The 14,283-nt window shown below is 66.4% G+C and carries 14 protein-coding genes, 1 tRNA gene and 1 pseudogene; 8 read left to right on the top strand and 8 right to left on the bottom strand.

The window, feature by feature from the left end; translation table 11 throughout:
• Positions 1-125: 125 nt before the first annotated feature.
• On the bottom strand, positions 126-1,001 hold the full coding sequence (locus RNZ50_05555; protein ID MDT8854504.1) for a 3-hydroxybutyryl-CoA dehydrogenase: 876 nt from the start codon (positions 999-1,001) through the stop codon (positions 126-128).
• 176 nt (positions 1,002-1,177) lie between these two features.
• On the opposite strand from RNZ50_05555, the gene RNZ50_05550 reads away from it, so the two are divergent.
• Positions 1,178-2,005, top strand: a complete 828-nt coding sequence (locus RNZ50_05550) for a DUF6473 family protein (GenBank protein MDT8854503.1) — start codon at positions 1,178-1,180, stop codon at positions 2,003-2,005.
• A gap of 51 nt (positions 2,006-2,056) precedes the next feature.
• On the opposite strand, the gene RNZ50_05545 is transcribed toward RNZ50_05550, so the two are convergent.
• The 6 genes from RNZ50_05545 to RNZ50_05520 form a co-directional block, all read right to left on the bottom strand.
• Positions 2,057-2,983, bottom strand: coding sequence for an FAD-binding protein (locus RNZ50_05545; protein MDT8854502.1), 927 nt, complete (start codon positions 2,981-2,983; stop codon positions 2,057-2,059).
• Positions 2,983-3,744: an electron transfer flavoprotein subunit beta/FixA family protein gene (locus RNZ50_05540; protein ID MDT8854501.1), complete on the bottom strand. Its 762-nt coding sequence runs from the start codon at positions 3,742-3,744 to the stop codon at positions 2,983-2,985. The genes RNZ50_05545 and RNZ50_05540 overlap by 1 nt, the downstream gene beginning before the upstream one ends.
• 145 nt (positions 3,745-3,889) lie before the next feature.
• A complete protein-coding gene (locus RNZ50_05535) occupies positions 3,890-4,465 on the bottom strand; it encodes a cob(I)yrinic acid a,c-diamide adenosyltransferase (protein ID MDT8854500.1) in 576 nt (191 codons plus the stop codon).
• On the bottom strand, positions 4,465-4,674 hold the full coding sequence (locus RNZ50_05530; protein ID MDT8854499.1) for a twin transmembrane helix small protein: 210 nt from the start codon (positions 4,672-4,674) through the stop codon (positions 4,465-4,467). The genes RNZ50_05535 and RNZ50_05530 overlap by 1 nt, the downstream gene beginning before the upstream one ends.
• Positions 4,675-4,795: 121 nt before the next feature.
• Positions 4,796-5,623, bottom strand: a complete 828-nt coding sequence (locus tag RNZ50_05525; GenBank protein ID MDT8854498.1) for an SDR family NAD(P)-dependent oxidoreductase — start codon at positions 5,621-5,623, stop codon at positions 4,796-4,798.
• A 63-nt stretch (positions 5,624-5,686) separates the two neighbouring features.
• Positions 5,687-6,166, bottom strand: coding sequence for an SH3 domain-containing protein (locus RNZ50_05520; GenBank protein ID MDT8854497.1), 480 nt, complete (start codon positions 6,164-6,166; stop codon positions 5,687-5,689).
• 138 nt (positions 6,167-6,304) lie between these two features.
• Here RNZ50_05520 and RNZ50_05515 point away from each other — a divergent pair, with 138 nt between their 5' ends.
• Complete coding sequence (locus RNZ50_05515; protein MDT8854496.1) at positions 6,305-8,608, top strand: DNA topoisomerase IV subunit A; 2,304 nt, start codon at positions 6,305-6,307, stop codon at positions 8,606-8,608.
• Positions 8,609-8,801: 193 nt separating this feature from the next.
• Here RNZ50_05515 and RNZ50_05510 read toward each other — a convergent pair whose 3' ends face one another.
• Positions 8,802-10,169, bottom strand: coding sequence for a cytochrome P450 (locus tag RNZ50_05510; GenBank protein ID MDT8854495.1), 1,368 nt, complete (start codon positions 10,167-10,169; stop codon positions 8,802-8,804).
• 131 nt (positions 10,170-10,300) lie between these two features.
• On the opposite strand from RNZ50_05510, the gene RNZ50_05505 reads away from it, so the two are divergent.
• From RNZ50_05505 to nusG, 6 genes and pseudogenes are all read left to right on the top strand, one after another.
• Positions 10,301-10,942 carry a hypothetical protein gene (locus tag RNZ50_05505; GenBank protein MDT8854494.1) on the top strand — a complete coding sequence of 214 codons (642 nt, stop codon included), beginning with the start codon at positions 10,301-10,303 and terminating at the stop codon, positions 10,940-10,942.
• A 90-nt stretch (positions 10,943-11,032) separates the two neighbouring features.
• Positions 11,033-12,208, top strand: coding sequence for an elongation factor Tu (gene tuf, locus RNZ50_05500; protein MDT8854493.1), 1,176 nt, complete (start codon positions 11,033-11,035; stop codon positions 12,206-12,208).
• Between the two features lie 156 nt (positions 12,209-12,364).
• Positions 12,365-13,004, top strand: a pseudogene (locus tag RNZ50_05495) (CatB-related O-acetyltransferase).
• Positions 13,005-13,078: 74 nt separating this feature from the next.
• Positions 13,079-13,154: transfer RNA gene (locus tag RNZ50_05490), tRNA-Trp, on the top strand.
• 107 nt (positions 13,155-13,261) lie between these two features.
• Entirely contained in the window at positions 13,262-13,459 is a 198-nt protein-coding gene (secE, locus tag RNZ50_05485) for a preprotein translocase subunit SecE (GenBank protein ID MDT8854492.1), read from the top strand.
• 181 nt (positions 13,460-13,640) lie between these two features.
• A complete protein-coding gene (nusG, locus tag RNZ50_05480; protein ID MDT8854491.1) occupies positions 13,641-14,174 on the top strand; it encodes a transcription termination/antitermination protein NusG in 534 nt (177 codons plus the stop codon).
• Positions 14,175-14,283: the final 109 nt, after the last annotated feature.

Raw genomic sequence — 14,283 nt, 5'->3', positions numbered from 1 at the left:
GTGATTGCTGAGAAGACAACCACGCCCCATCCCTTCTCATTGGCCAAAATACCCCGGGGGTGCGGGGGCTGGCCCCCGCTTCCGCCACCGGTTCCCAGCCCCGGCGGTCGCTTTCCCGCATCGCGTCAGCGGGTCGGCACCGGGGTTTCGCCGCGGTAATCGTAGAATCCGCGCTGGGTCTTGCGGCCAAGCCATCCCGCCTCGACGTATTTGGTCAGCAGCGGGCAGGGGCGGTACTTGGTATCGGCCAGCCCGTCGTGCAGCACGTTCATGATCGCAAGGCAGGTATCCAGCCCGATGAAATCGGCCAGTTCCAGCGGCCCCATCGGGTGGTTGGCCCCCAGTTTAAGCGATTCGTCGATGGATTTCACCGAGCCCACGCCTTCATACAGCGTGTAGACCGCCTCGTTGATCATCGGCATCAGGATGCGGTTGACGATGAAGGCCGGGAAATCCTCGGCGCTGGCGGCGGTCTTGCCCAGCTTGCCCACCACGGCGAGCAGCGCGTCATAGGTCGGCCCGTCGGTGGCGATGCCCCGGATCAGCTCGACCAGCTGCATCACCGGCACCGGGTTCATGAAGTGGAAGCCCATGAACTTTTCCGGCCGGTCGGTGCGCGAGGCCAGCCGGGTGATCGAGATCGACGAGGTGTTCGAGGTCAGGATGGTGTGCGGCAGCAGGTGCGGCAGCAGCGCGTCGAAGATCTGCTGCTTGATGGTTTCGCGTTCGGTCGCGGCCTCGATGATCAGGTCGGTCTGGCCCAGGTCGGCCAGCACCTCGGTTGTGCGGATGCGCGCCATCGCGCCGGCCTTGTCTTCCGCCGAAACCTTGCCGCGCGCCACCTGCCGTTCGATGTTGCGGTCGATCAGCGCCACCGCCTTGGCCAGGCTGTCGGGGTTCACGTCGTTCAGCAGCACGTCATAACCCGCCAGCGCGAAGACATGCGCGATGCCGTTGCCCATCTGGCCCGCGCCGACGACGCCCACCGATTGAATTTCCATGTCGTGACCCCTGCGTTGCGTCGGCAGAACCATATGCGGCCCGCGGGCCGGGGCGCAAGTCCGGGAAGGCCGCAGCGGGGAAATGGGTAAAAATCGGCACGAATGCGCGATTTAGCTGTTTGGCAACGGCTTTGCGTCAGGCTGTGCCCCGGGTGAAGTGAATCTGGGTGGGTAACATGGCTTATGCGTATCCGGGCGGCGGGGCCCTGGATTATTTTCCATGCCGTTATGGCAAGTCGAAACTGCTGTTTCGCGGCCCCTGCCGCGATCTTGAGCGGCCGTATGTCGCGGTCCTGGGGGGGACGGAGACCTATGGCAAATTCGTGGTGGAACCCTATCCGGCGCTGGTGGAGGCGGCGACCGGGCTCCGCATGGTGAATCTGGGCTGCGTGAATGCGGGTCTGGATGTCTATGTGAACGAACCGGCCGTGACCGACATCGCGGTGAAGGCGCAGGTGACCGTCGTTCAGATCGTCGGGGCGCAGAATCTGTCGAACCGCTTCTACGCGGTGCATCCGCGCCGCAATGACCGGTTTCTGCGGGCCTCGCCGCTGTTGCGCAATCTGTATCGCGAGGTCGATTTCACCGAATTCCATTTCACGCGCCACATGCTGCAATCGTTGCAGTCGGTCTCGGCCGAACGATTCGAGACCGTCGCGGAAGAACTGCGCAGCGTGTGGGTGGCGCGGATGACGCTGCTGCTGGAGCGGCTGCCGGGGAAGTCGCTGCTGCTGTGGCTGGGGGCGCATCCGCCGGATGCACCGGGGCGGCGGGCGGAGCTGACGCGCGACCCGCTGCTGGTGGATGCCGGGATGATCGCGGCGGCCCGGGTCCATGCCAGCGCCTATCTGGAGGTGATCAGCAGCCCTGCTGCCCGCGCGGCGGGGACCGAAGGCATGGCCTTCGCCCCGCTGGACCGCCCTGCCGCCGCAGAGGTGCCGGGACCGGCCGTGCACCGCGAGGTGGCGCAGCGGTTGGGCGATGCGCTGTTGCAGATGCTGTAACGAAAACGGGCGCCCGCTGCGGGGCGCCCGGTCTGCCGATCCCGTGCGGGGTCAGAGCTTCTTGATCAGTTCCGGCACGGCGGTGAACAGGTCGGCCACAAGCCCGTAGTCGGCCACCTGGAAGATCGGCGCCTCTTCGTCCTTGTTGATCGCGACGATCACCTTGCTGTCCTTCATCCCGGCCAGATGCTGGATCGCGCCCGAGATGCCGACCGCGATGTAAAGGTTCGGCGCCACGACCTTGCCGGTCTGGCCCACCTGCCAGTCGTTCGGGGCATAGCCGCTGTCCACCGCGGCGCGGCTGGCACCGACGGCGGCACCCAGCTTGTCGGCGAGGCTGGCGATCAGTTCGAAGCTTTCTTCCGAACCCACGCCGCGCCCGCCCGACACCACGATGCCGGCGCTGGTCAGTTCGGGGCGGTCGGACGAGGCGACCTTGTCCTCGACCCAGGACGACAGGCCCTTGTCGCCCGCCGCCGCGATGCTTTCCACGGGGGCGGCAGCGCCCTTGGCCGCAGCCTCGAAGGTCGCGGTGCGGATCGTGGCGACCTTGGTCGCATCCGACGATTTCACCGTCTGCACGGCGTTGCCCGCGTAGATCGGGCGCTCGAACGTGTCGGCGTCGATGATGGCGGTGACATCGGTCATCACCATCACGTCGAGCAGGGCCGCCACGCGCGGCAGCACGTTCTTGGCGGCGGCGGTCGCCGGGGCCAGGATGTGGCTGTAGCCCGGCGCCAGCGACATCAGCAGGTCGGCCAGCGGTTCAGCCAGGCCGTTGCCATAGGCGGCATCGTCGGCCACCAGCACCTTCGACACGCCGACAAAGCCTGCCGCCTCGGCCGCGGCCGCAGCGACATCCGTGCCCGCCACCAGCAGTGTCACGTCGCCCAGTGCCTTGGCCGCAGTCAGCGCCTTGGCGGTGCTGTCGGCGCCCAGCGTGCCGCCGGTCACTTCGGCAATCAGAAGAACGGCCATCAGATCACCCCCGCTTCGTCTTTGAGTTTTGCAATCAGTTCATCGACCGACCCGACCCGGACGCCGGCCTTGCGGCCTGCCGGTTCGGCGGTCTTCACCACGGTCAGGCGCGGGGAGACATCGACGCCGTAGTCGGCGGCGGTCTTTTCCTCCAGCGGCTTCTTCTTGGCCTTCATGATGTTGGGCAGGCTGGCATAGCGCGGTTCGTTCAGCCGCAGATCGACGGTGACGATGGTCGGCATCTTCACCTTGATGGTCTGCATCCCGCCGTCAACCTCGCGGGTGATCAGCGCGTGATCGCCCTCGATGGCGAGTTCGGAACAGAAGGTGCCCTGCGACCAGCCCAGCAGCGCCGCCAGCATCTGGCCGGTGGCATTCATGTCGTTGTCGATCGCCTGCTTTCCGCAAAGCACGATGCCCGGCGCTTCGGCCTCGACCACCGCCTTCAGCAGCTTGGCCACGGCCAGCGGCTCGATGTCGGTTTGCGTGTCATCGGCGGCCAGGATCAGGATGGCGCGGTCCGCCCCCATCGCCAGCGCGGTGCGCAGGGTTTCCTGTGCCTGCTTGACGCCGATCGACACCACGATCACCTCGGTGGCAACGCCCTTTTCCCGCAGACGGATCGCCTCTTCCACCGCAATCTCGTCGAAGGGGTTCATCGACATCTTCACGTTGGCCAGATCGACCCCGGACCCGTCCGCCTTGACGCGAACCTTCACGTTGTAGTCGATCACCCGTTTGACAGGCACCAGAACCTTCATCCGCGCAAATCTCCTGTTGGGGGCCACGCCGGGGCGGGGCCAAAGCAAGCATTCCGTTGCGGTATTAGCCGGCCCGCGCCGGGGGCAACAGACCAAAACCGACAGGTACCGGCGGTGCGACGCCGCGTTTTTCGGGCCCGGGGCCTCAGCCCCGGGTCAGGCCGGGCACCCAGAGCACGTCGGCGCGGCCCTCGTCATTGGCGATGCGGCCCGCGACGAAGAACCAGTCCGACAGGCGGTTGAGGTATTTCACCGCCTCCTGGTTGACCGATTCCATCGTGGCCAGTTCGACCACCAGCCGTTCGGCGCGGCGGCTGACGGTGCGGCAGAGGTGCATCTGCGCGGCAAGCGGGCTGCCGCCGGGCAGGATGAAGCTGCGCAACGGGGCAAGGCGGGCGTTCATCGTGTCGATTTCCGCCTCCAGCCGCGCCACCTGCGGCGCGATGATGCGCAGGGGGGTGTAGCCCGCATCGGCGTCGCGTTCCATGTCGGGGCGGCAGAGGTCGGCGCCCAGATCGAACAGGTCGTTCTGGATGCGTTGCAGGGCCGCGTCCATCTCGCCGCCCGAATGCTGGCGGGCAAGGCCGACGCAGGCGTTGGTTTCATCGACCGTGCCATAGGCGTTGACCCGGGTCGAATGCTTGGCGACCCGCGCGCCATTGCCGAGCGCGGTTTCGCCCGCGTCGCCGGTCTTGGTGTAGATGCGGTTCAGAACGACCATCAGTTGCCCCCTTTGGACCGGGCCCAGGCGAAGCCCACGATCAGCAGCACCGCCAGCGCCTGCGCCGCGATGCGGTAGCGCATCAGGCGGTTGGAATGCTTGCGGTTGAACTCGCCGCCGCGCGCGAAGCCGCCGATGCCGATCAGCAGGATCACCAGCACCCCCAGAGAGGCGAAGGCGGCAACGATGAATAGCGGGTCCCTGAGCATGGCCTCTCCTGTCTTGCCGGTCTGATGTAGCAGGCTGCGCCCGAAAGGCGAACCCGGACTTTGGCACGGTCCGGGGCGGCGGGGCACGGAAATCTTCGTTGGAAGCCTGGAATGCCGCGCATCACCCCTTGCGGATCAGCCAGTCCAGCGCCGCAGTCGGCAGCACCCGGCGCGCGATGTTCATCACAATGGTAGGGGTGGTGACGAAATAGCGGGCCTTCGGGTTCGGATGCTCAAGCGCCAGGATCAGCCGGGCGGTGACCGCCGAGGCGGGCAGTTCGAACCGGTCCGGCCCGCGCGCGGTGTAAAGCCGGTCGAGCAGGCCGCGGTATTCGTCGGCGCGGGCCGAGGCGCGCCAGTCGATCCAGCGTTCGAAATGCGGGATCGCGTTGACGCGGATCGAGGAGGTGACGGGGCCGGGCTCGATCAGGATCACCCTGATGCCGGTGCCGTGCATTTCCAGACGCAGCACGTCGGTCAGCCCTTCCATCGCGAACTTGGTCGCGACATAGGCGCCGCGCCACTTCATCGCGACCAGCCCCAGCACCGAAGAGCAGTTGACGATCCGCCCGTGCCCCTGCGCCCGCATCAGCGGGATCACCCGGCGCGTCAGGTCGTGGTAGCCGAACAGGTTGGTCTCGAAGATCGCGCGCAGGGCGTCGCGCGGCAGGTCTTCCACCGCCCCCGGGCAGGCAAAGGCGCCGTTGTTGTAAAGCGCATCGAGCGTGCCGCCGGTGCGGGCCTGCACCTCGGCCACCGCCGCCGCGATGCTGGCCTCGTCGGCATAGTCGAGCACGAAGCTTTCCAGCCCTTCGGCGCGCAGCCTGTCGCAATCGGCCTGCTGGCGGCAGGTGGCGAACACGCGCCAGCCCCTTGCCTGCAGGCTCCGCGCCGCATCGAGGCCGATTCCCGAGGAACAGCCGGTGATCAGGATGCTGCGTCTGGTCATGGTCTCTCCCGCGCTGTTCGCCCGCTTGCTAGGGCTTTTGCGCGGCAGAGGCAAACGGATGGGTCAGTTGCCGGGGGCCGACTCGGGTGCCAGAAACCGGGTTGCGACAAAGCCTTCGATGCCGTCGCCCTCGATGCGGATGCGGGCCCAGCCGTCATCCTCGTGCCAGACCACCAGCGCGGCCTCGCCCCGGGTCAGCCTGCCGACCACCGCGTAATCGGTGGACGGGCCTTCCCGCACGTTCACCGCGCCTGCGGTGACATACCAGACCGGGGTGGCCGCGGCGGCCGGTGCGGGGGCGGGGGTTGCCACAAAGACGGGGGCCGGGATCTGGGGTGTCACCACTTGCGGCGACCGTGGCAGATAGGCTGCGGGAACCACGTCCTGCACCGCGTCCGGTGGTGCAACCGGCTGCGCTGCGGGAGCGTCCACAGCCGTGAGCAGTGCTGCCGCCAGACCGGGGCGCTGCTGCCCATAGTCACGCCCGCCGATCAGCAGGGTCAGGAACATCGTCACGCACAACAGGGCGGTAAGTCGCAGCATCGGGGCACCTGATTCACTCGGAATGATATTTCTTTACCATGACTTTCCTGTGCGTAGGCGGAAAATTGCGCAGGACCTTGCCTTTTGCGCCCCCAATATCGTCTGGACCGGCGAGCGCGGCCCGACTACACCACATCCATGACCGATACGCCTGAAGACCCCAAGATCGAGCCCGTACTGCTGTCGGAACCGCTGCGCCGCGCCATCGGCGAGCGTTATCTGACCTATGCGCTGTCCACCATCATGCACCGCGCGCTGCCCGATGCCCGTGACGGGCTGAAGCCGGTGCACCGTCGCATCCTCTACGCCATGCGCGAGCTGAAACTGTCACCGACCGGGGGCTTCCGCAAGTCGGCCAAGATTTCCGGCGACGTGATGGGCAACTACCACCCGCACGGTGACGTGGCGATCTATGACGCGATGGCCCGCCTCGCACAGGATTTCAACGTGCGCTACCCGCTGGTCGACGGGCAGGGCAACTTCGGCAACATCGACGGCGACAACCCTGCGGCCTCGCGCTACACCGAGGCCCGGCTGACGGCGATGGCCGAGGCCCTGATGGAAGGGCTGGCGGAAAACGCGGTCGACTTCCGCCCGAACTACGACGGCACGCTGGAAGAGCCGGTGGTGATGCCCGCCGCCTTTCCGCACCTGCTGGCCAACGGGTCGAGCGGCATCGCGGTCGGCATGGCGACCAACATCCCGCCGCACAACCTGCACGAACTGATCGACGCCTGCCAGGTGATGATCAAGTCGCCCGAGGTGCCGGACGCCGATCTGGTGGCGCTGGTGCCCGGCCCCGATTTCCCGACCGGCGGCGTGATCGTCGAGCCGCGCGCCAACATTCTTGAGGCCTACCGCACCGGGCGCGGCAGCTTCCGTCTGCGGGCAAGCTGGTCGGTCGAAGACCTCGGCCGGGGCATGTGGCAGATCGTGGTCACCGAGATTCCCTATCAGGTGCAGAAATCGCGGCTGATCGAGAAGCTGGCCGAGATAATCCAGACCAAGAAGGTGCCGCTGCTGGCCGACGTGCGCGACGAATCGGCCGATGACCTGCGCATCGTGCTGGAACCCCGGGTGAGGACCGTCGACCCCGACATGCTGATGGGGATGCTGTTCCGCAACTCCGATCTGGAGATCCGGTTCAGCCTGAACATGAACGTGCTGATCGACGGCCGCACGCCCAAGGTGTGCAGCCTGAAAGAGGTGCTGCGCGCCTTTCTCGATCACCGCCGCGACGTGCTGCAACGCCGCAGTCGCCACCGTCTGGCGAAGATCGACCACCGGCTGGAAATTCTGGAAGGCTTCATCATCGCCTTCCTGAATCTCGACCGGGTGATCGACATCATCCGTTATGACGAAGACCCCAAGCGCGCGCTGATGGCGCAGGACTGGGGTCGGCCGCAGCCGCGCGCCATGTCGGAAAAGGATTATGTCTCGCCCCCGCCCGGCGAGGGCGAGTTGTCCGAAGTGCAGACCGAGGCGATCCTGAACATGCGCCTGCGGTCGCTGCGGCGGCTGGAAGAACTTGAACTGATCCGCGAGCGCGACGACCTGATGCGCGAACGGGCGGAACTCGACGACCTGCTGGCCGACGACCGGCTGCAATGGAAGAAGATCGCCTCGGAACTGCGCGAGATCCAGAAGGCCTTCGGCAAGACCTCGACCCATGGCGCCCGCCGCACCCGCTTTGCCGACGCGACCGACGCCGAAGAGGTGCCCTACGAGGCGATGATCGAACGCGAGCCGATCACCGTGATCTGCTCGAAGATGGGCTGGATCCGGTCGATGAAGGGCCATGTCGCGCTGGATACCGAGGTCAAGTTCAAGGACGGCGACGAGGGCCGCTTCCTGTTCCACGCCGAAACCACCGACAAGATCCTGCTGGTCGGGTCGAACGGGCGCTTCTACACCCTGCTCGGCGCCAACCTGCCCGGCGGGCGCGGCATGGGCGAGCCGGTGCGCCTGATGGTCGATCTGCCCAACGAGGCGGAAATCGTCGATCTGATGATCTGGCGGCCGGGCGAGAAGTTCCTGATCGCCTCGACTGCCGGGGATGGCTTCGTGGTGGCCTCGGACGAGGTGGTGGCACAGACCCGGGCAGGCAAGGCGGTGCTGACGGTGCGCGACGCCGTGAAGACGGCGCTTTGCCGGGTGGTAAGGGGCGACCACGTCGCCGTGGTGGGCGACAACCGCAAGCTGCTGGTGTTCCCCCTGACCGACCTGCCCGAGATGGCCAAGGGCAAGGGCGTGCGCCTGCAACGCTACAAGGATGGCGGGCTGATCGACGCGATCACCTTCAACCTGGCGCAGGGTCTGACGTGGAAAGACCCGGCCGGGCGCACCCGGACCGAGGCCGACCTGACCGAATGGCTTGCCGCCCGCGCCACGGCCGGCCGCATGGCCCCGCGCGGCTTTCCTAGAGACAACCGCTTCACCTGACCCGGGGCCATCCCGCACAGGTGCTTCGGCAAACCCCTTTCGCCTTTCACATTGGCTCAAATATCCCGGGGGTCCGGGGGCTGGCCCCCGGCTTCCTGTGCGAAGGATCTGCGGTCTTGTCCTTGTGGCCGGCACCGGGGGCCAGCCCCCGGACCCCCGGGGTATTTGGACCAAAGAGAAACGGCAGCATTTTTCAGCAGTGTTCGACCGTCAGCCAGACGCCGCCTTCTGGGCGCAGGGTCAGGATCATCACCGGCCTCGGCGCGCGCCCCGGCACCGGCGCGAAACGGAAGCGGCCAAGCAGGGTGGCGAGGATGATCACTGCCTCCTGCAGGGCAAAATTCGCGCCGATGCAGATGCGGGGGCCGTCGCCGAACGGCAGGTAGGCGAAGCGGTCGATGGCCTTCGGGTCGGCGAAGCGTTTCGGGTCGAACCGGTCGGGGTCGGACCAGAGCAGGTGATGGCGGTGCAGCGCGTAGATCGGCAGCATCACGGTATCGCCGGGGCGGATTTCGGTGCCGCAGAGCGTGTCGTGTGCTCGGGCGGTGCGCGACAGGAAGCCTGCGGGCGGATAGAGGCGCAGCGCCTCGTCCACGATGCGGCGGGTCAGTGGCAGGGCGGCCATGTCGCCGGCCGTGGCGGCGCGGCTGCCCAGCACCGCCTTCGCCTCGGCGCGCGCCGCGTCCTGCACTGCCGGGTCGAAGGCGCAGAGGTAAAGCGCCCAGGCCAGCGTCAGCGCCGTGGTTTCATGCCCGGCCACGATGAAGGTCAGCAGGTTGTCGCGCAATTCGGCGGTGGTCATCTTTCGCCCCGACCGCGGGTCCTCGCCTGCCAGCAGCAGGTCGAGCAGGTCGGGCACCGGGCGCGCGCCGAGGCGGCGGCGGTCGTCGATCGCGGCATCGGCGGCGCGCTTCATGTCCTGCATCCCGCTGCCCGCGAACACCCGCGACGGGCGCGGCACCCACGAAGGCGCGCCCAGCATGTCCAGCAGCGAGACCTTCGCCATCTGGTTGATGTAGGTCTCGATGGCGCCATGCACCGCGGCGCGGTCGAAGCCCTCGCCATCCGAAAAGGTGACGTCCGAGATCACCTCGAAGGTTGCCGCCACCATTTCGTCGAACAGGTTTGCCGCGCGCGCGCCGCCGGGTCGCGCCACGCGGGCGAGCCTGTCGCTGGCGTTGCTTGCCGCCGCCGTCATCACCGGTGCCAGCGCGGCGATGTTGCGCTGCGAGAATGCAGGGGCGGCGGTGCGGCGCTGCCACAACCAGTCGGCACCTTCGGCTACGAACAGGCTGTCGCCGATGGCGGGTTCGAGGATCAGCCGGGTCACCACCGATTTCGGGTAGTCCTCGACCCTGTCGCGCAGGATGCGGCGAAGCGTCGCCGGGTCCATCACCATGTGCCAGCGTTTGCCCGACTGCCCGGAAACCAGCGGCAGGTGGGTGGCGCTTTGCGGAATCAGTTCCAGCACATTGCGCCGCGCCGCTTTCAGCGAGCCGAGCAGGCCCAGCGGTCGGGTGCCCAGCGGCACGCGGACGGGGTAGGGGAGGGGTTCGGTCATGGCGGTCTCCGGCGCGATGCCGGGAAGGTAGGGCGCCGGTCGGCGGCTGCCAGGTCGGCGTGGTTGCGCCGCGCGGGACAAGCCGCTATTGGACGGGAAGCGCCACGCCCGGCTGCCTCAGGAAAACCGTCATGATCCACACGCGCATTCTGGCCCTGTGCCTTGGCCTCGGGCTGCTGGCGGGCTGCGAGAACAACGACCTTGCCGAACCCACCGCCAACCTCGGCAATTTTGCCCTGGGGCTGAACATCGTCGTTGCCGACAATGTGCAGATGGTGCCGATCTCGCGCAAGGCCACGGTCGAGGAATGGGAGGCCGTGATGAAAAAGGCGGTCGATGCCCGGTTCGGCCGCTACGACGGCAGCAAGCTTTACAACATCGGCATCTCGGTCGACGGCTATGCGCTGGCGCCTCCGGGGATTCCGGTGGTGGCGGCGCCGAAGTCGGTGCTGGTGATCACCGCCAACATCTGGGACGACGCGGCGCAGCTGAAGCTGAACCCCGAGGGCAAGCAGCTTACCGTGTTCGAAAGCCTGTCGGGGGAATCGGTGATCGGCACCGGAATCACCCGCACCAAGGCGCAGCAGATGGAGGCCCTGTCCTACAACGCCGTGAAGTCGGTGGAGCTGTGGCTGTTGCAGAACCCCGAATGGTTCGGCCTGCCGCCCACCCCCAGCGCCAGCGCCGGACCCGCGCCGACGGTGGTTTCCGGGCCACGCACGGCACCCGCAGTGCAACCTGCCCCGGCGCCGCTGGTCGTACCGGCCAACTGAGGCTTGATTTCCCCGTCTTTCATGGCTAAGTGCCGCGCGGTGTAGTTCGAGGCCCTGTTTCGGGGCCCCCCAAATCCGCGAGGCGCCGCTATGGCAAAGGCAAAGTTTGAACGCAACAAACCGCACGTCAACATCGGCACGATCGGCCACGTTGACCACGGCAAGACGACGCTGACGGCGGCGATCACCAAGTATTTCGGCGAGTTCAAGGCCTACGACCAGATCGACGGCGCGCCGGAAGAGCGGGCGCGCGGGATCACGATCTCGACCGCGCATGTGGAATACGAGACCGAGAACCGCCACTACGCCCACGTCGACTGCCCCGGCCACGCCGACTATGTGAAGAACATGATCACCGGCGCGGCGCAGATGGACGGCGCGATCCTGGTGGTTGCGGCCTCGGACGGCCCGATGCCGCAGACGCGCGAGCACATCCTGCTCGGCCGTCAGGTCGGCATTCCCTACATGGTCGTCTACATGAACAAGATCGACCTCGTCGATGACGAGGAACTGATCGAACTGGTCGAGATGGAAATCCGCGAACTGCTGTCGTCCTACGAATACCCGGGCGACGACATTCCGATCATCAAGGGCTCGGCCCACCAGGCGATGATCGGCATGCGCAAGGACATCGGCGAGGACTCGGTCCGCGCGCTGATGAAGGCGGTCGACGAGTATATCCCGACCCCGGCGCGTGCGGTTGACCAGCCGTTCCTGATGCCGGTCGAGGACGTGTTCTCGATCTCGGGCCGCGGCACGGTTGCCACCGGCCGGATCGAGCGCGGCATCGTCAAGGTTGGCGAGGAAGTCGAGATCGTCGGCATTCGCCCGAACAAGAAGACGGTCTGCACCGGCGTCGAGATGTTCCGCAAGCTCTTGGACCAGGGCCAGGCGGGCGACAACGTCGGCCTGCTGCTGCGCGGCGTCGACCGCGAGGGCATCGAGCGCGGGCAGGTGCTGTGCAAGCCCGGCTCGGTGAAGCCGCACACCAAGTTCGAAGCCGAAGCCTACATCCTGACCAAGGAAGAGGGCGGCCGCCACACGCCGTTCTTCGCCAACTACCGCCCGCAGTTCTACTTCCGCACCACCGACGTGACCGGCACCGTGCAACTGCCGGAAGGCACCGAAATGGTGATGCCGGGCGACAACCTGAAGTTCAACGTGGAACTGATCCAGCCGATCGCCATGGAAGAAAAACTGCGCTTCGCCATCCGTGAAGGCGGCCGCACCGTCGGTGCAGGCGTCGTCTCGAAAATCATCGCCTGACACCGGCGACAGACGGTCAGGGCGCGCGGGGGCAACCTCGCGCGCCTTCCTCTTTTCTGCCGGTGCGGCTTGCGCCAGGCTGGTCCGATATCCGATGGAGGCCACAATGGTGAACTTTCCGTTCTGATTTTCCCGAAACCGGAACCGGAGACTCCCATGACCTTCCTGAATCCCGCCCTGCGGCATCCGATGCGCTTTGCCGATGGCAGCGAAAACCGCTGCATCGTGCATCTGAACCGGGTGATCGACCATCCGAACATCATGGTCGGCGACCACAGCTATGCCAATGACTTCGACCCGCCCGACGACTGGGCGGCGCGGCTGGCGCCCTACACCTATCCCGGCGCGCCGGAGCGGTTGAAGCTCGGCCGCTTTTGCCAGATTGCCCATGGCGTGCGCTTCATCACCGCTTCGGCCAATCACGCGACGGGCGGGCTTTCGACCTATCCTTTCGCGATCTTCGACCCCGCCGCGCTGGAGCCGTTCAAGGTCGGCTTCACCGATCTGCCCGATACGGGGATCGGCCACGATGTCTGGATCGGCCACGGCGCGCTGATTCTGCCCGGCGCGCGGCTGGGGCATGGCGTGATTGTCGGGGCGGGGGCCGTGGTGGGGGGGCGACGTGCCCGACTATGCCATTGTCGCGGGCAATCCGGCCCGGGTGATCCGGCTGCGGTTCGCGCCCGGGGTGATCGCGCGGCTTCTGGCGCTGGCGTGGTGGCACTGGCCGACCGAACGGATTGCAGCGCGGCTGGACGCCATTGCCGCCGCCGACATTGCCGCGATGGAGACCTGAGGTCGCAATCGACGGGCGGGCAAAACTTGGGCCTTGATTTCGCCGCGCGGGTGCAATACCTCGCGGGAAGGCACAGGAGTTTAGCTCAGTTGGTAGAGCATCGGTCTCCAAAACCGAGGGTCGTGGGTTCGAGTCCCCCAACTCCTGCCAAGCCTTTCCGTCAGATGCGCAATGCGGGCCGCGGTGGCTGCCGGGCTTGATTCCGGCCGAGAAAGCACGTATCTGCCCCCGAACGAACGAGATGTCAGGACGAGACGATGGCAAAGGCGAACCCCCTCCAGTTCATCCAGCAGACGCGCGGCGAAATCGCCAAGGTGATCTGGCCGTCGCGGCGGGAAGTGGTTCTGACCACCATCATGGTGTTCATCATGGCCGCGCTGACCGCCACGTTCTTTTCGCTGGTGGATCTGGCGATCCGCAGCGGGCTGAGCGCCGTGCTGAACAGCTTCGGCTGACGGCCGCCGCCTTTTCGCTTGAATTTGCGAGGGCGGACCTGTATCCGGGCCTCTCATTGACGGGAACAGGCGTGCAGCGATTCGGTTGCGCGCTGTTTTTTGTTCCGGAAACTTGCGGATAAACCGCTGGAAAAAGACAAGCTCCGGGGGATGTGCCTCTGGATGGAAAGGTGACTGAGGCATGGCCAAGCGGTGGTATTCGGTGAGCGTTCTCTCGAACTTCGAGAAGAAGATCGCCGAGCAGATCAAGCAGGCCGTGGCCGATGCCGGGCTCGAGGACGAGATCGAAGAGGTCATGGTTCCGACCGAGGAAGTGATCGAGGTCCGCCGCGGCAAGAAGGTCACGTCCGAGCGCCGTTTCATGCCGGGCTATGTGCTGGTGCGCATGGAAATGAGCAGCCGCGGCTATCACCTGATTTCGTCGATCAACCGCGTCACGGGATTTCTTGGTCCGCAGGGCAAGCCGATGCCGATGCGCGACGCCGAGGTGAACGCTATCCTGAACCGTGTCGAGGAAGGGCTTGAAGCGCCCCGCAACCTGATCCGGTTCGAGATCGGCGAGCTGGTGCAGGTCACCGACGGCCCGTTCGAGGGCTTTTCGGGCATGGTGGAAGATGTGGACGAAGACCACAGCCGCCTGAAGGTGACCGTGTCGATCTTCGGCCGGGCGACCCCGGTCGAACTGGAATTCACGCAGGTGTCGAAAAACACCTGACGTGCATCGCGTGGGAGGCGAGCGTGGCCGCAAGGCCATGACGGACCGGACCACTAAACCTGATCCCGGATACGCGGGGTCTCCGCAAGTCGCGGAACAACGGTGAAAA

This window comes from Paracoccaceae bacterium Fryx2 (assembly GCA_032334235.1).
In the GTDB taxonomy this organism is placed as follows: Bacteria; Pseudomonadota; Alphaproteobacteria; order Rhodobacterales; family Rhodobacteraceae; genus JAVSGI01.
The sequence above is the reverse complement of the archived record's forward strand: the minus strand, read 5'-3'. Positions and strand labels throughout refer to the sequence as shown.